The 16,421-nt window shown below is 49.9% G+C and carries 13 protein-coding genes; 6 read left to right on the forward strand and 7 right to left on the reverse strand.

The annotated features are described in order from the left end of the window. Positions 1 to 210: 210 nt before the first annotated feature. The 3 genes from ACCI49_RS11715 to ACCI49_RS11725 form a co-directional block, all read right to left on the reverse strand. Positions 211 to 615, reverse strand: coding sequence for an NUDIX hydrolase (locus tag ACCI49_RS11715; protein WP_371839156.1), 405 nt, complete (start codon positions 613 to 615; stop codon positions 211 to 213). A 28-nt stretch (positions 616 to 643) separates the two neighbouring features. Beyond that, a complete protein-coding gene (locus ACCI49_RS11720) occupies positions 644 to 1,747 on the reverse strand; it encodes a phospholipase A (RefSeq protein ID WP_371839157.1) in 1,104 nt (367 codons plus the stop codon). Between the two features lie 316 nt (positions 1,748 to 2,063). Next, positions 2,064 to 2,789, reverse strand: a complete 726-nt coding sequence (locus ACCI49_RS11725) for a protein kinase family protein (protein WP_371839158.1) — start codon at positions 2,787 to 2,789, stop codon at positions 2,064 to 2,066. A gap of 763 nt (positions 2,790 to 3,552) precedes the next feature. On the opposite strand from ACCI49_RS11725, the gene ACCI49_RS11730 reads away from it, so the two are divergent. Beyond that, entirely contained in the window at positions 3,553 to 4,356 is an 804-nt protein-coding gene (locus ACCI49_RS11730) for a hypothetical protein (protein WP_371839160.1), read from the forward strand. Positions 4,357 to 4,656: 300 nt separating this feature from the next. Beyond that, positions 4,657 to 5,826, forward strand: a complete 1,170-nt coding sequence (locus ACCI49_RS11735) for an MFS transporter (protein WP_371839161.1) — start codon at positions 4,657 to 4,659, stop codon at positions 5,824 to 5,826. 140 nt (positions 5,827 to 5,966) lie between these two features. Here the strand turns inward: ACCI49_RS11735 and ACCI49_RS11740 are convergent, their stop codons facing one another. Together ACCI49_RS11740 and ACCI49_RS11745 are read right to left on the reverse strand one after the other, a co-directional pair. Continuing rightward, a complete protein-coding gene (locus ACCI49_RS11740; RefSeq protein ID WP_371839162.1) occupies positions 5,967 to 6,482 on the reverse strand; it encodes a GNAT family N-acetyltransferase in 516 nt (171 codons plus the stop codon). A 180-nt stretch (positions 6,483 to 6,662) separates the two neighbouring features. Further along, positions 6,663 to 6,878 carry a hypothetical protein gene (locus ACCI49_RS11745; RefSeq protein WP_371839163.1) on the reverse strand — a complete coding sequence of 72 codons (216 nt, stop codon included), beginning with the start codon at positions 6,876 to 6,878 and terminating at the stop codon, positions 6,663 to 6,665. Between the two features lie 138 nt (positions 6,879 to 7,016). Here ACCI49_RS11745 and can point away from each other — a divergent pair, with 138 nt between their 5' ends. The 4 genes from can (at position 7,017) to ACCI49_RS11765 (ending at position 11,040) form a co-directional block, all read left to right on the forward strand. Further along, positions 7,017 to 7,673 (forward strand): carbonate dehydratase, encoded by a 657-nt coding sequence (gene can, locus ACCI49_RS11750; protein ID WP_371839164.1) that lies wholly within the window; start codon positions 7,017 to 7,019, stop codon positions 7,671 to 7,673. Positions 7,674 to 7,774: 101 nt separating this feature from the next. Next, a complete protein-coding gene (locus tag ACCI49_RS11755; RefSeq protein ID WP_371839166.1) occupies positions 7,775 to 9,406 on the forward strand; it encodes an FAD-dependent oxidoreductase in 1,632 nt (543 codons plus the stop codon). Between the two features lie 117 nt (positions 9,407 to 9,523). After that, positions 9,524 to 10,036 (forward strand): flavin reductase family protein, encoded by a 513-nt coding sequence (locus ACCI49_RS11760; protein ID WP_371839168.1) that lies wholly within the window; start codon positions 9,524 to 9,526, stop codon positions 10,034 to 10,036. A 272-nt stretch (positions 10,037 to 10,308) separates the two neighbouring features. Next, on the forward strand, positions 10,309 to 11,040 hold the full coding sequence (locus ACCI49_RS11765; RefSeq protein WP_371839170.1) for a glycerophosphodiester phosphodiesterase: 732 nt from the start codon (positions 10,309 to 10,311) through the stop codon (positions 11,038 to 11,040). A 168-nt stretch (positions 11,041 to 11,208) separates the two neighbouring features. On the opposite strand, the gene ACCI49_RS11770 is transcribed toward ACCI49_RS11765, so the two are convergent. Together ACCI49_RS11770 and ACCI49_RS11775 are read right to left on the reverse strand one after the other, a co-directional pair. Then, positions 11,209 to 13,830, reverse strand: a complete 2,622-nt coding sequence (locus ACCI49_RS11770; protein WP_371839171.1) for a TonB-dependent receptor plug domain-containing protein — start codon at positions 13,828 to 13,830, stop codon at positions 11,209 to 11,211. Between the two features lie 381 nt (positions 13,831 to 14,211). Continuing rightward, positions 14,212 to 15,762, reverse strand: coding sequence for a M28 family peptidase (locus ACCI49_RS11775; RefSeq protein ID WP_371839173.1), 1,551 nt, complete (start codon positions 15,760 to 15,762; stop codon positions 14,212 to 14,214). Positions 15,763 to 16,421: the final 659 nt, after the last annotated feature.

Consider the following 16,421-nt stretch of genomic DNA (forward strand, 5'->3'; position numbering starts at 1 on the left):
GGCTGCCGCCTTGATTATTTAACTATTTGATTTTATTAACTTTTCTTAATTCCTCCGGCCAGAGCGGAGGATCTGGAATTTTGCGGCTAAAAAGCCAGGGAGCAAATATTAATGGAGCCGGCGCGGGATTTCCGCGACCGCGAAGCATTTGGCGAAATTCGCCAAATGCATGGTGACCGACCAGATCTATTGCCAAGGAAAAGTGGAAAGTTAGAACTTTGCGCTGCGCACACTGCCGTCGAACTCCAGGCAGTCCCTGACCCTTTGCCGCTGCACCTGGGAGAGCCGATCCAGGGGAAAATACGCCATTTCAGAGTGCTCGTTTGACAGGGTGATATGTCGCCTGTCAGTAAAGCGGGCTCGAAAGATAAAGACGTGGGAGTTATAGACCTTGTGGTAATAAATGCCGCTCAGATAATCGATGTGCACATCCCGTCCCAACTCTTCGCGACACTCCCTTCGCAAGGCCTCGTGGACTGTTTCACCTGGGTCCAGGGCGCCACCGGGCAGCCCCCAGCTGCGGTTGGCATAGGTTGCCAGCAACTGCAGCACTTCCCCCACTTCATTGGTAATCACCGCATGCGCACTGAGGCGGTAGCTATCTTCAAACCCCATTGATCCCATCCCTGGCCGTTAGAGGCTGCTAGAATCCCTGAGCCAGGGTGAAACCAAAGCCCAAGGTTTGCACTGACTCATCGTAGTCGATCAGGCTCTCCCCATAGCCGTTGAAATAGCGGATATAACCATCTACCCGCTTACCCAGGGGGAAGCCCCAGGTCAGCTCGACAGCACCATGATTATCCGAACGCAAATTGTTGCGCACCATAATCGCGATAGAATGATCGCCATCCCGGTAGCGCCCACCCAATTCAAAATGCCCCAAGTAGTGCTCAATATCCGGGTTGTCATCGTCCTCGCGGCTCTCTGGAACCCGGTACCAGGGTTTGAGGCCAATAGAGAAGTTTTCCCGCTCAAAAATAAAGTTGGCGTAAATTCGATTCCAACTGCGTGAATAGGGCTCACTGCGGCCATTCGACTGGTGGTTTAAAGCGATCTGGTTGGCCACATTGTGCCAGCCGAACAGACTCCAATCATTGAGCCAGGTCAGGATCAGCTCCGGCTCGTGATTGGTCTCGCGAAAAGGCGAGGAATCATCCGAATTGTAGGCCTGCCAGAAGCTGCGATTGGTATAGGCCACACTCATAAAAGAGGCACTACCGAGAAAGCCACGCCAGACCGGTACTTGCACTGACAGCTGAAACTGTACCTCGATATTATCCAGGTCACGGTCTTGGTAATCGGTCACCCCCCCGCTCTCTGGGGAAGGATTGTAGGTAAAAGGCAGAACATAGTTCGTCTTGTGAGACGCCAGAGTAAAGGGGTTACTAGCCGCATCCCGGATAGCCTGGGCACGCCCTCCCAGCAATACCTCATCGGTGGAAAGTTCCTCAGCATATTCTTCCACAACCGGATCAGCCTCAAAGTAATCCTCCTCCAGGCCCAGCTGAGCGCGCACTCTTTCAGCGCAGAGCAGGCGGATTTCCCTTAAGGTGGTATCGGCAGAGGAGATCAGTAACTGCTCGTGCAGGCACCTCTCCTGTTCATATTGCGGGTTAAGATCCTTGATCCGCACCTCGGTATCCCCGCCAATACTGGCTACGGCGATATTGAGCGGTAACTGAGCAAGCACAAACAAGACGACAATTCGCCGAACTCCCCTAAGAGTGTTGGATCTGATGAAAAACAAAAGGCAGTCCCCCAATTAGCACTCTATAAAAGTGACTCAATCTTACACATGAGTACTGAAAAAATCCTGCCGTATTAGTTCCCCTCCCAGGTGCATAAAAACAATGTTTTTTCCCCGAAATTTATTTGGAGGAAGTTATTAAACCTAATCACGCCTTTAGTTTAAGAGGGTTGATGCTCAATCTGTCATCAAATGCAAGGAGAGAGTATAAAGAGGGCAGACTATGGGAATGCCCTCCAATAGATATTCACCCAACTGATAAAGCCTGTGTGCCCACAAGTCCGTCCTAACATAAAATCCCGCTGAAAAGTGTCTTTCAGTTGAGCAGACTGGTGAGACTCGGGGACCATTCGAGATCCCGCAATCGAACCTGCCAGAGACGCCCTGTACTGGATGGCCAGTCATACCCCACCAGTAAGCTGCGGCTATCCACATAGCAGTGAGCATCCCGCTCCGCTTCATCACCCTGGTAAATAAAGCCACAAATATCCGGCCCCATATCCTGGGCACGCTGACTGGCCAGGTCACCAGCCATGCTTCGCGCAGTTCGGTGACTAACCCTGGGGGCCAGTAATTTGCCACGCTGGGAGGGATCAACAATATCTGGAGAAACCAGCTCCAGTCCCGCCTCGTGCTGTACCAGTGTCTTCAGAAGCGGCCCCATAAACACGCGCATCAGGGGAAACAGCAGCCGGCATTCCCCTTCCAGCCTGGACTGCTGGGGACCGTTGGGACCACTCCAGCAAGCCTCAATTTCATCACCTAAACGAGGCCTACACCCTTGCGGGCTACTCAATCGGTAGTGGGCGCTCACCTCATCTACTTCATCACGCCAATTCACATGGCACTCACTTACCAGCCCAGCACAAAGTAGCGCAGATACCTCGATTCCATAGCCTTGGTCACCAACCAGACGCCGACTCACCAAGGTACGTCGCCCTTCGGAGTCGTGCCCCAACTGCCAGCTATCCTGCACTGGCATTTCGCGCCCGTCACAACTGTAGTGATAGCGTCCCTGCGCGAGGGTAGAGTTCAAACGCATTGCAGATTTCCTCCCTGCTTACTGCAAGTACCAGACCGGTGGTTCAGTACCCAAAAAGTATTGCACATGAAGGGTTAAGCACGCCGGGTTTAGCGCCAGCTTAGGGGAGTATTTTTATCTTCGATCATGATTAGCACGATAGCTATAAACACGCTGGCAAAGGGGCGGAATATTCCCAAACTGAAAGTAAGTCTCTGCAATAGAGCTGACCTGTGTGAGAGATAACGTTTATTTCACCGGAGAATAGATGCAAGATCCCCAAAAATTTTTTGTTAATTCGGAATTAAGGAGCCGCTAAATAATCGTTTTAAAATTTATTCCAAAAAGAATCAGGGAAAAATGGTTGATTATAGGTTCACAAAAATCAATTAAGTAACCAAGTTGGTCAAACCGTCATACTTCAATAAAGACAAGCCATTACATACTTGCTTGCCAACAGCAACGAAAGCACATTCATAAATTAATAGAGTGTAACTCTTTGAAATTTAGCTGGAAAATAACTAACAGTGCTTCAAACTTAGGCGTCAATTTTGATTATGTAAACAAAATACACTGGTATTTAACCGACTAAAAAGTAATAGTATCGGTAACAAAAAAATACCCTGCTGATTAGAGATGAGTTATTTCTATGCCTACTTTCGCTTATCAGTCCATTAATTCAAACGCCAGTACTAACCGCGGAATCAGTGCATCTAACAGTCAACATTTCACCCGTATGACACATAATCATCAAGCTGCAAACCAAAGCCGATGGCACTTGATTATGCCAACCGCCGATGGGGCAGAACCTCACATCCCAGTTCACGGTCCAGCACAGTTGGTCGCACAGGCGCCGCAAGGCTACATGGCCAAAGGTCAGCACAGCAACAACCAGTTTCTCAGTATGATTGAAGGTAAGGCGCGCCAGACTCATCAACATCTCTACCGTTCCCTGGGCCAAACTTGTGACCTACTGGTATATGGCGAGATGGATGGCGCCAATAGCGAATGGGGTTCCATACAGCAGCACGCTGGAGGCTTAGTTGGGTCAAGCTCTACAGGAAAAGCCTGTAACAGTTTCAGTGTCCATGCAGCCAATACCGCTCAGCATAAAATACTCGGTTCCGGCATGGGCTGGATTGCTGCCAGAAGCGGTAATGTCAATGTCGCTTTCGTGCATGTACCCAACAATATTGCCAAGAAGGAAAACGAGTCGGTTATTTTTTACCGCACTATTAATAACCTATTGATCCAGCAAGGATATGGCGCCATCGATCTTGTTATGGGAGACACCAACCAGGCAAATGATAGTTTCACTCCCTGCGCACTCAGTGTGGCCACAGGCACACTGTTTCGCGATGCGCATACCGACGACAAAGTGAACCCGTTTGACTCCTACCAGCGTAGCTTTGCTGGCACCAACAGCACTGACAGTAAAAAATATGACGTTGCAGCCTATAACACCAAAACTCTTCGAGTAATCAAGGTAGACTACATTTCACAAAGCACGCCGGTTAGCATCAATGGTTCCAATATGGCTGCCGCAGTAACCGATCATATGGGTATTTTTATTCACGTTACTAAATGATAACCAGGGCAGTGATCGCAGCAATAAGCATCATTAGATAATTCAACCACAGTCACTGCGATAAGACACACCCAAACACTGCTCTAACCCGGCGGCAATTAGTGAAATTCGAACAGCTGGAAAGCCAACTCCCTTGGGGAAAAATCCAAGCAAATAAATGCGAATGATTTATATTTGCAAAGCAATGCAGGTAAACTTTTCACTATTCAAGCTTTTTCTTAAAAAAGAACATTCGGTTGAGGATTTCCACACATACTGGAACATCCGCTTAGCTGTTTTTTTCAATCCGCGGAGTACCCAATGCGGCGCCCTCTTCCCCTGCGAACAATCACATGGATAGTAACCAGCCAAGGGGCTGCCCAGGTCATTCTACTCGCCCAGATTCCAATGATCATCGAACGCTGTGGCCTGAGCCTCGCGAGCATTGGTGGCCTGTTAGCTCTGGGTACATTATGCGTAATGGTTGCCGGACCTATGTGGGGAGAGCTGGGAGACAGGATTGGCCGCAAGCCAGTGCTCATCGCAGGGATGACCGGAGCACTGATCGCCCAGTGCCTGTTTGTAGGGCTGTTGCTCACTATGGCCCAGGGGCGACTGGAAGAGGCTGATGCAATTCTCGCGCTTGCCGCAAGCCGAGTGGTTTATGGCTTGAACATAGCAGCTATCTACCCTAGCTGCCAAGCCTGGGCGGTTGAACTTGGAGATCGGAAAAAGCGTCTATCGATACTTTCTGGACTCAGTGCCGCAGCCAACTTGGGCCGGGGGCTCGGCCCCCTGTTGGCCTTACCCGCATTCCTTGCCGGCAATCTATTTCCTTTAATCTGGCTGATACTCCTACCCCTCGCTGCACTACTTTTAACCCTTAGCCTACCCAGCAGGAAGGTTGCCCAAAAGCAATATGAGCCGGGTAAAAAAACCACACTGTCTGCCGACGCTCTCGCTCTATTTGCCACGGCACTACTCGGCACAACCTCCGTGGGCCAATTACAGGTGATCATGGGACCAGCCTTGCAGGACTTATATGGCTTAAGCGCCTTGAGTGCTTCAGCTACAACCGCGATGCTACTAGCGGCAATAGCAATCTGCGGATTCCTGGTGCAGGTGGGGCTTGTGCGCAGGCTTAAGGTGCCACAATTGAGTTTTATGTTGGGTGTCACCTCCTTGTGCACGGGCAGTATTTTGCTCGATACTATCTTGGGAAGCCTCTCGGCAATTTTTGGTTTGTTGATATTTGTTATGGGGTTTGCCTTCCTGGTACCAGGCTATAGTGCGCTCTTGAGTCAATCCTACCAGCGCGGAGGCAGAATGTTTGGCTGGCTGGCATTATTGCACACAGGTGGTTACACCATCGGATTTGCTGTGGGCGGCTGGCTATATGAACGCCAACCACAACAACCACTGTTAGGGTTGTTACTAAGCGTATCCCTAGTTGGTGTATTTGCATTGATCGCTCTATTTCTCAAAAAATAGGGGAGAAAGAGCAGTCCAATCAGGATATTTTTCAATCAACTGACATTATTTATCCAGAAAGGGAGATTTCCGCACCATCAGGCCAGTGGAGTAAGAATAAGATGGGGGGGCTGGGCGGGATCAAATGCGCCCCATGAACATCAGAGATAACGCTGCCAGAATTCCGCTTGGCCAAGCTCCTCATCCAGGGTGTAAGGCTTATAACCCACCTTGCGATAGGCATTCTTGGCTACCAGATTTTGTTCCAGTACCTCCATTGTCAGCTTGCAGCAACCACGCTTTTTAGCTTCTCTTGCCACAAAGTCCAGCATAGCTGCGCAAACTCCCTGACCACGCGCCTGTTCACTGACGATCACATCGTGAATATTGATCAGGGGCTGGCAGGAGAAAGTAGAAAATCCAGTGAAACAATTCACTAAGCCCAGCGCTTTATCATTTTCATTGCTGTAGGCCATTACCGAGAAGGCGCCGGGAAACTCGGCCAGCTTTGATAAAAGCTCGGTCTGGCATTTATCCGGCAGTGGCTCTCCCCCACCAAAGGGATGGCGGGCATACTCGTCCATCAAGGCAAGAAAATCTATACCCTGATGTTTATCGCCATAATCCACGACTACAACTCGTACCGCTGAGGATACTTCCGGTGTCAAAAACGCCATCAATACTACTCTATTCAGTTCTTCTATATCCCTGCTTTGCCGCAGCACTCCGGCACCTGCCTATGAAAACAGATTTTTTTTCATATGGCGATGAATTAATTTTCATCTCAAATCGGTTTTTTTAAGAGTACCTTGCTAGGAGCAATGCTGTGTAGCATGCCGATCAATGAATATTGACGGTTAGTAACCGACTTCCTCTTCAACCTCCTTGCCTATAAATTCCTCCAAAGCATGATCCCGTTCAGCTCCCTCCTTATCGTTAAAAGATAAATAGCTGCGCAGACGAGTACGTCGAGCCTGCAATTGGCGCACTCTTAAACGGTGACGATTCATAAAGCCTGACCGCAGTGAGGGACGCTGTCGCCTGGCGGGGCCAGGATTTTTTTTTCTTCCCATTATTCCCTCTCCCATATTGAGACTAAGCACTCCGCATTAGTCACAATCCAGCTTAGACCAAACACGCTTGGCCCGCACGAACAAAGCCGTTATCCTGCGATCCTAACGTCCAACCGGTCACATTGGGAAACAACTGCATTGCACTCACTCAATCATTTACTAAAAAATAACCAACGATGGTCCGAGGCCACCCGTGAGGAAAACCCGGACTTTTTTCTCAAGCTGTCAAAACAACAAACTCCCGAATATCTCTGGATAGGTTGCGCAGACAGCCGTGTACCCGCCAACGAAATTGTGGGTCTGTTGCCCGGGGAGCTGTTTGTACACCGCAACGTCGCCAACGTAGTGGTTCACACAGATCTCAACTGCCTCTCGGTGTTGCAGTACGCAGTGGAAATTCTCAAGGTGAAACACATCATTGTGTGCGGTCATTACGGTTGTGGTGGCGTCCAGGCGGCTCTGCACAACGAGCAGCTGGGGTTGATTGACAACTGGTTACGCCATATCCAGGACGTTCGCGACAAACACCACACCCTGATCGACTTGTTCCAACAACAGCAGCGCACCGATTTGTTGTGTGAACTCAATGTGCTGGAACAGGTAATCCACATTTGCCAGACGACCATAGTGCGAGACGCCTGGCGAGCGGGTCAGCAACTCTCGGTAAACGGTTGGGTCTATGGCCTGGAAGATGGACTGGTACATGACCTAGGAGTCTCTATCAGCCACCCCGGGGAAATTTCCGACATCTATCAAAATGCCCTGACTAAAATAGCCCAGCGCAACACTGAATAACGGCACCCCCTGGCAAACTCCCTTATATTTGCCCTTATAAAAGATCTCGCCCCGGCTACCCTACCGTCGCCAGGGCTCTGTGATTTTGGCAGGGAGCTGCAATGTCCGGTTATCGTATATGGGAGTGCCAGAACTGTGGCTGGATTTATGACGAGGCCAAGGGTTGGCCTGAGGATAATATAGCGCCCGGTACCCGCTGGGAGGACATCCCTGAAGACTGGTGCTGCCCCCAGTGCGGCGCCAGTAAAAGCGATTTCGCAATGGCGGAGGTTAGTGCCAAGGAGCAGGGAGCTGCCACAGACACCAGCAATAAAGAAAATCCCCTCACTTCCTCCCCCAAGTCCACCAACGATTCCCGTATTTGGGAGTGTATGGTATGTGGCTGGATTTACGACGAGGCCAAGGGATGCCCCGAAGAGCGTATAGCCCGCGGCACTCGATGGGAGAATATCCCGGAAGGTTGGAGCTGTCCCCAATGCGGGGTTAGCAAAGAAGAGTTCGATATGGTGCTGATTTCCACGGCACCAGCAGCTTCACTCCAGGAACCGGTAATCCAGGAAAAGAGGGATCCGCTGGTTATCGTGGGTACAGGCCTAGCCGGCTACAATCTCGCACGAGAGTTTCGCAAGCTCGACAGCGATACCCCCATACTGTTGATCTCCGCTGATGATGGTGCCTTTTACTCCAAACCCCTGCTGTCCGCCTCCCTCTCCCACGGCAAAACCGCTCAGGAATTGAGCCAGACCAGCGCCGAGGAGATGGCCAGGGGGTTGGATGCGGAAATCCTGGTACATACCCGGGTAGCCGACATTAATCCAGATACCAAGTCCCTCACCATACGCCAGGAAACTGGCGAGCACACCGCAAAAATACGCTATGACCGGCTCGTTTTAGCAACTGGTGCCCACTGTCGCCCCCTACCGCGCATCGAGGGCGATGCCCACTCACGCCTATTTCGTATCAATAACTTAGGAGACTACCATCGCTTCCGCACCGCCCTGGTAGGGCAAAAACAGGTACTCCTCATTGGTGCCGGGTTAATCGGCTGCGAGTTTGCCAACGATTTGATACAAGCGGGCTTCTCCGTGGAGGTGGTAGACCCTCTCAAATGGCCACTGGCCTCATTGTTACCAGAGGAAGCCGGGCAGGACTTACAAAGCGCCCTGGAGAATCAAGGTGTACGCTTCCATTGCGGCTGCTCAGTTCTGGCGATCAGACGCACTCCTCAAGGCCTTGAAGCCCCTCTTGACAGCGGCGAATCGCTAAAGGCGGATATCGCTCTCGCAGCACTGGGTTTGCAGGCGAATACAAGCCTGGCCGAAATGGCTGGACTCGAAGTCAAACGCGGCATCACCGTCAACCGGCAATTGCAAACCAGCGATCCCAATATTTTCGCTCTTGGAGACTGCGCCGAGGTGGACGGCCACCAGCTATTCTTCGTTGCTCCCCTGATAGCCTGTGCCCGCGCATTGGCAAAAACCCTCAGCGGTCAACCTACTTCTGTACGCTATGCGGCAATTCCGATCGCAGTAAAAACGACCCTACGCCCCACCACCGTTTGTCCACCCCGCCCAGATACTAAAGGCAGCTGGCAAGTAGATAGTGGCAGCGAAGGCGTGCACGCTGAGTTTCGAAATCAAGCGGGAAAATTACTGGGATTTGCCCTCACCGGAGCTGCAATCACCGCACGCAATCGCCTTAGTGCGGAGTGCGCCCCCCTTATGAATGACTAGCCACACTCCAGCTTGAACCCGAGCTTCTTTCGCCAGTATTTGAGGCAAAACGCGCATTGAGTGCTCTTTTGCCGTAAAATGGCCCGCTAGCATAGATTTTGTTCAAGCATCCTTCGTATGACGACAGAAAGAAGCCCTATCATCACTCCATCCGCTCAACAGAGTCGCCTATTGCGCGACACCCTGGGCCAGTTCGCCACTGGCGTCACGGTTATCACCACACAGGACTCCGAGGGCCAACCTGCGGGGATGACCGTCAACAGCTTTAACTCTGTCTCCCTGGATCCCGCGCTGGTGTTATGGAGCATCGACAAGCAGTCTCTCGGCTACGAAGCGTTTACCACCCGCGAGCATTTCGCAGTACATGTGCTGCGTGCTGACCAGCAACACGTTTCCAATCTTTTTGCCGGCCGTGGAGCCGACAAATTTGGCCAGGTACACTGGTTTGAAGGCCCTAATGGCATTCCCCGACTAGATGAGTGCGCGGCCTATTTTCACTGCCGCCGTGTCCAATGCATCGAGGGTGGAGATCACACTATCCTGCTGGGAGAAGTGCTGGAATTCGCCTCTCCCGGTGGAGAGCCTCTGCTCTTCCACCGCGGCCGCTACCGCGCTCTGGCTGGCGACTGATTTCTATTATTCATGTGAAGGCAGAATATTTTTGGAGGGCTCTTTTGGCCCTCTTTTCATACCGAGAAACTATATAAAGGGCACTTCTAAAAATTACTATTTTGGGGCTGCGGGGCGATAAAATTGATGAAAATACAATTTTTAGAGGTGCCTTAAAGATTAATTTAATACCTGCCGCCTTACTAAAACAATAAACTACAGCAAACGGTATAACTCTGCCGTAACAAATCAGTGGCAGGCTCTCTCAATTCTATTGAGCGGATTCACAGGCAATGACACCAGGTACTCTCTTCTGTTTCGCCCACCGCGGTTACCATCAGCGAGCCAGCGAAAATACCCTTCAAGCTATTGGCCACGCTCTCGAGATGGCGGTGGGGGGCATTGAAATTGATATCTGGAATGTCGGCGGCCAGCTTCTGGTCACACACGACAGACGCCTCGGACGTTTACTGGCCGGGAGCGAACTAATTACTGACTTACGCCCCGAAACCCTTCGGGAGAGGCCCTTACCCTGCGGCAACACCATTCCCACACTGCATGAAGTCCTGGAACTGGTTAGTGACAGCGCCCAACTAAATATAGAGATTAAAGGGCCCAATTGCGCCAACCTGGTCGCAAAAACAATTCGCGCTTTCATATCTGATAAGGGCACCACTTTTGACCAATATATTGTCTCCTCATTCGATCATCATCAACTATACGAATGCCTGCGCCTGCTGCCAGAGGTACGTCGCGGCGTAATAGTCAGTGGAGTCCCCCTGGATCTAGCCGCCTGCACAGCCCCTCTAAAAGCCTATTCACTGCACACTAGCCTGGACTTTATCAATGAGCACATGCTTGCCGATGCCAAACAACGCGGACTGAAAAACTATGTGTTTACCGTCAACAATCCGAACGATTTATTGTTGCTGGCAGCTCAAGGCGTAGATGGAGTATTTACCGACGAGCCGCAAGTCGTTCTGGATTTCAATGCACGAGTACTGGCGAGCGGAATAACGAATTAATAACCTGACAATGAAACAGATAAACCCTTATCTATTTCATTGCCGCCCGCGGAATATTGGCGCAAATGCGCGAATCTGCGGGTATTTCACGAATTCACACCGGCCTATGGCGGACGGCGGCACATCCTTGTGCCCCATTAAGCCGTTAATACCAAACTGCTAGCGCATTTAGAAATCAGCACTGGCGCGCAGATACCAAAAGCCACCGTTAAAACCAAATGGTGAAGTCAGCGCATGGCGCACGCCTAAGAATTGCAAGGTGCCATCCTGTTCATCATCCGGCTGCACATCAAAGATATTTTCACCACCTATAGCAATTTTATAATTGTCGTAAAGAGTAAAAGTGGCTTCCAGATCCACCAGTATCTCACTGCTGTAACTATAGGTATCAGAAGCGTCGCCCTCGCCAAATAATCCACCTGTGGATTTCCAATCGCTGTAACGGTTCAGGCGCAGGTAACCACTGAAAATATCCCCGGTATCTAAATCGAAGGTCAGGGTTGTACGATCATTGGGCACTTGGTTCTCAAGGTCGAAGACCCTAGAGGCATTGATGGTATTTACCGCGACATTGCTAACCTCTTGCTTATTATGGTTGTGGCGCAAATCCACTACCAGTAAATTACCAGCCACTTCAAAATCGCTGGTAATCGCGAGATCGATACCCGAAACGTCAGAGTCATAGGCATTGACAAAATAGTTAGCGTTACTGCCGTTTAACAGCACTGCATTTTCAACACCTGCATTTTGTAACAGCTCAACCGCCGCATCACCAATGGCATTATTGCGCAGTGCCAGACGATCCTCGATATCAATACTGTAATAATCCATGGTGACGTTGGTATTATCAAACGGAGAGAAAACAGCTCCCAGAGTGAAGCTGGTGGACTCTTCCGGGCTTAGCTCAGATGCACCCAGAGCCATGGCAACCGGGTGATTCACTGGATAGGTTCCATTTGGAATCAGGTTACCGCTGGAGTCTGCGGTGGTAGTTACATTCAGGGTATTCACCTGACCAGGAGTTGGCGCGCGGAAACCGGTATTTATAGTACCGCGCAGGGCGAGGCGCTCATTGATATCGTAACGGGCGGAGAGCTTCCAGTCGGAAGTGGAGCCGAATTCATCGTACTCCTCAAAACGCAGTGCCGCACCGAGAATCAGTGCATCGGTCACATTGGCCTCAAGATCGATATAGGCGGCAATACTCTCACTACTGTAACTACCCACTGCCTCTGCAGGAAAACCCTGGAAGCCATCCGAGCCCACTCCAAAATAGGCAGCCGTGGGGCCCACCTCGGTAGAAGCCGCATCGCCAGCACCGATGGAATAAGTTTCCTCACGCCACTCGGCACCAAAAGCGACATTCAGGGGAGAGGCTAGACCAGCAATATCGATAGATTTTACAAAGTCCGCGTTGAGGCTGGTCTCCTCCTGGGTAAGGGAGCCGGGCTTGAAGTTGGTCGGTGACAATAGACCCAGACTGGGGTTGATAGAACCCCTCAGCACATATTCCACCTCGTTCTCCGCAACGCGCGCGCGCAGATCCCAAGTCAACCCATTTTGCCATTCTCCGCGTGCACCCACAACGGCTGAAATATCGTGAATTTCCGCTCCGAATTGCGGATTATAACCGCCGGGAAACTGGGTATAAATGGGATTGCGCAGGATATAGCCGCTGGGACTGGAATCGTCTGCGACCAAGTAATCAGAGGGGTTTAAACCTTGGCCGATAATATAATCGATCAGTGATTGAGGTGCCGGGTCCGGCAGGTAATCAATACTATCGGGATCATCGGGGTCATTAGGCATATCTACCTGCAAAGTTCCTCGGGCGGTAAACTGATACTCTGGGTCCAGGACTGGCCCGCGATAGAAGAAGTCAGAAATGGTTTCGTTGCTGGAATAACCAAAATTTCCATACAGCTCAATGTCGTCACTAATCTCCAGCCCAGTGTTTACAAAAAATTTCAGCGCCTCCACATCCGGGTCACCCCAGCGCTGGCCGAGGCCATCCAGGGGCACTTGCTCCTCGCCTACTACACTGCCAACAAAAGCTGCATCTTCATGAGCGACACCTCGCCAGGTTTTATCGGCCTTGGAATATTCCACAGTGCCATTGGCAAAACCCTTATCCCAAAGGTTAAAACCGGCATTGGCAGCGAAGCTGTTACGAGTTCCATCCCCTTCAAAATATTCACCCGTTTGTGCGGAGAAGCCGAATCCCTCTGCATCATCCTTTAAAATAATATTCACCACACCGGCGATTGCATCGGAACCATATTGCGCCGAAGCACCATCACGCAATACCTCCACCCGTTCGATTGCCATTGATGGCAGGGTAGCGAAATCCACTGCCTGAGCTCCCTGGTTGACCGTTCCCAAGGGAGCGAGCTGCAGATTGACCAGGGCGGATCTGTGTCGACGAGTACCATTGACTAAAACCAGGGTTTGATCTGGAGACAGATTGCGCAAGGTCACAGGGCGGATAAACGCCGTGCCATCCGCAATGGGGAAACGTTGAGTATTAAAAGACGGGGCAACTTTTGCCAGAGACTCAGTCAAGTCAAAGCTGGCTTGATCAGCCAGATTTTCTCCGCCAACCACATCCACAGGGGACAGGGACTCAGTTGGTGAAACACCCTCCTTACGTGTTCCGGTGGTAATCACCTCTTCCATGGTGTGATCGTCGGTAGCCGGAGATTGTCCTCCCTGCTCTTGTGCAAAAGCACCTGGAGCACTCAGTGCGACAGTAATGGCTAGCGACAAAGGTTTCAACAAATGGGTTTGCATGTTGCCCGTCCTCTCTTCTCATTATTAATTCGGACAGCACACCACCGGGTCCCTTAGGTAGTGATGCACAGAAATTATTTTTACTTGACTCCCGCTGCTAAGATGTATTTTTGATGGCAGTCGAAATATATCAGCCCACCTCAACAGCTAAAAACTTTAGCGTCAATGCTAATAACTCTACCCTTTTTAGCATTTTTCCCCGCTTGATTAGACAACAGTTACACAGAAAACCAAAATTGCTGGCGTATAAATTCATTTATGTCAAAAACTGGCACACCTGAAAAATAAACAAAACTGTCAGGTATGCCAATTTCCCGCTGTTAATTAATCACTACTGATCGTAGTCATGTCTCATAAAGCCGTAATTAGAGTTATCCACCATTACTGCGGCGTGTGAGTGACCTCCAGCTCAAAACTGGAAGTCTGGCGACTGTAGCCACGAACCATCACAAAAGCCTTACTCTCTCCATCCGGCACCTGTAATGTGCAGTTTTCCGAGGAGCCATTTTCATAGGGTCGACAGTCGTAATAGCGCCAAGTGGGCGCTGCACCAAATCGCACATAAAGGTCCGCATCATTAGTACCGGTCATATCTGCTACAAAACTTGAGCCTGCCATCACACCAAAGGGCCCATAGTGCTCTTCTCCACTTCGCGCCACACTACCGGAGAAGTTTTCAGTTTTCTCCTCGCCTGGATCGGGGTCTGGATCAGGATCGGGGCCAGGATCATCACCGGTACCCCCCTTGGCCAACTCCGCTACATAAGCGGCTGCCAATTTGCCAAACTTCACGGCATGGTTGGCATCACCACCACTGTTGGCTAGGGTGTCATTAACAGTATGGATATGGGGATTGGATCCATTAAAGGTGGCTTCAAACGGGAAGGATGCGGCAAAGCCTTGATCATGCCAGGAGGCATGGTCGGAACAGGCGTAACCACAATAAGTGGTACCGACACTCAAACCGCCCAGGTAAGTCTGAGCTAGATCTTCGAGGAAACTATTCTGGGCACTGTTGGTATAATCGCCGATTATATAAATATCACTGTTGGAGCCGTAGTAATTGGTCATATCCAGTTGCAGGACACCAATCACATTTTTGTTCTGGCTCTTGTAGTCAGTAGCGATATCATCGGAACCGCGCAAGCCAACTTCCTCAGCCGCATACCCCATAAATTGTAGAGTTTTAGCTGGCTTGTAATCAGTTGCAACGATCGCATTAACCACATCAGTAAGGGTGGCAATCCCCGATGCATCGTCATCAGCCCCTGGAGCCCGGGTACCTTCCCCAGTTCCAAAACCTACAGTGGAATCCAAATGCGCTCCCAAAACCACAATCTCATCGGGATCTGTCTGTCCCTGAATGGTGAGGATCACCGAGGGCTGTGCCCAGCTATGGTTATAGAGCTGCACCGAGGCATCGCTACGGGAACTGGTCAATGACTGCCACTTATCGCGAATCCACTCGGCTGCGTCAACCCCAGTCGAGGTGGTATAATAGCGATTGGTAAAACTCGACAGGGTTTCAATAGTTGCGCGAATATTAGCTTCAGAGATTTCTCCCTGCAGTGCGTTAACCATATCGGCGTTATCGATGGTATAGCTGGCAACACTAGTCACCGTACTCGTCAGTGGCGAAAGTTGTGCGGCCTGTGCTTCCTCAAGGGAATCATGCACCATAAAGCCGCCACAGCGATTGTGGCTGTTATGCATAATTGTAGAAATATCGGATAGGTTACTTTCATCTACCCTCAATATCGTTATGCCATTGCGCTCATTTTGTGCCTCCAGCGATTGCTTAGCCACCAATGTACTGCTTTTCTTCAGAGTTTGATAACCGTCGCTACCTATAGTTATCCACAGTTCCTGCGCCATGGCTACGCCAGGCACTACCAGGAGCCCTATTAGCGATGTACGAATCATTTTTTTCATTATGTTCTCCACATTGAATTATCCCCCCCTGCGCAAACCGACAATTCCCCAAAAAATACAGGTGAGCACTGTAATCACATGCAAAAAACTTGCACAAACAGCAATGCCGGATATCGACAATATTTAAATAACGTACAGATTATCGAACTTGGAGACACGACCTGACTTAAAATTAAATACTACAGGTCATCCAGAATTATTTTTATTATTTAAATCTTGAAAAGCACGGGGCAACAAATAAAGCCAGCTTGAATAGCCGACAAATAAAACCGTAACACAAACAAAAGAATACTGAAATAATTTAGCAGTAATCGCCAAAAAATAAATCATAAATTTTTCGAAAAATAAAAACCAAAAAATAGAGAATATAAACCAACCACTAATAGCGATATAAGATAGAGATATTCCAAGCGAACAAAACTCAACAAAGTCATATTTGAATTAGCTATACCAATCAAATCAATAGCAAAAAATTATGGGATATAATAGTGGAAACTGGCGCAACAGGGTTAGGAATAGCGAAACGCCCTTAAAATCTGAAGTGGCCACTAAAAAGTAGGAATATCGCAAAACAAAAATGAAATCCCTTACCTACCACTGATACTAAAATGAGGGAAAGAAAGAATACACTGCGCTCGGGACCGTATGAGGCATGGATG

It is taken from the genome of Microbulbifer epialgicus, assembly GCF_041447265.1.
Taxonomy (GTDB): Bacteria; Pseudomonadota; Gammaproteobacteria; order Pseudomonadales; family Cellvibrionaceae; genus Microbulbifer; species Microbulbifer epialgicus.

Bases quoted from the DNA above. Each gene is read 5' to 3' on its own strand.
- ACCI49_RS11715 (WP_371839156.1), bottom strand. From the start codon at position 615: ATGGGGTTTGAAGATAGCTACCGCCTCAGTGCGCATGCGGTGATTACC.
- ACCI49_RS11725 (WP_371839158.1), bottom strand. From the start codon at position 2,789: ATGCGTTTGAACTCTACCCTCGCGCAGGGACGCTATCACTACAGTTGT.
- ACCI49_RS11730 (WP_371839160.1), top strand. From the start codon at position 3,553: ATGCCAACCGCCGATGGGGCAGAACCTCACATCCCAGTTCACGGTCCA.
- ACCI49_RS11735 (WP_371839161.1), top strand. From the start codon at position 4,657: ATGCGGCGCCCTCTTCCCCTGCGAACAATCACATGGATAGTAACCAGC.
- ACCI49_RS11740 (WP_371839162.1), bottom strand. From the start codon at position 6,482: ATGGCGTTTTTGACACCGGAAGTATCCTCAGCGGTACGAGTTGTAGTC.
- ACCI49_RS11745 (WP_371839163.1), bottom strand. From the start codon at position 6,878: ATGGGAAGAAAAAAAAATCCTGGCCCCGCCAGGCGACAGCGTCCCTCA.
- ACCI49_RS11755 (WP_371839166.1), top strand. From the start codon at position 7,775: ATGTCCGGTTATCGTATATGGGAGTGCCAGAACTGTGGCTGGATTTAT.
- ACCI49_RS11760 (WP_371839168.1), top strand. From the start codon at position 9,524: ATGACGACAGAAAGAAGCCCTATCATCACTCCATCCGCTCAACAGAGT.
- ACCI49_RS11765 (WP_371839170.1), top strand. From the start codon at position 10,309: ATGACACCAGGTACTCTCTTCTGTTTCGCCCACCGCGGTTACCATCAG.
- ACCI49_RS11770 (WP_371839171.1), bottom strand. From the start codon at position 13,830: ATGCAAACCCATTTGTTGAAACCTTTGTCGCTAGCCATTACTGTCGCA.
- ACCI49_RS11775 (WP_371839173.1), bottom strand. From the start codon at position 15,762: ATGAAAAAAATGATTCGTACATCGCTAATAGGGCTCCTGGTAGTGCCT.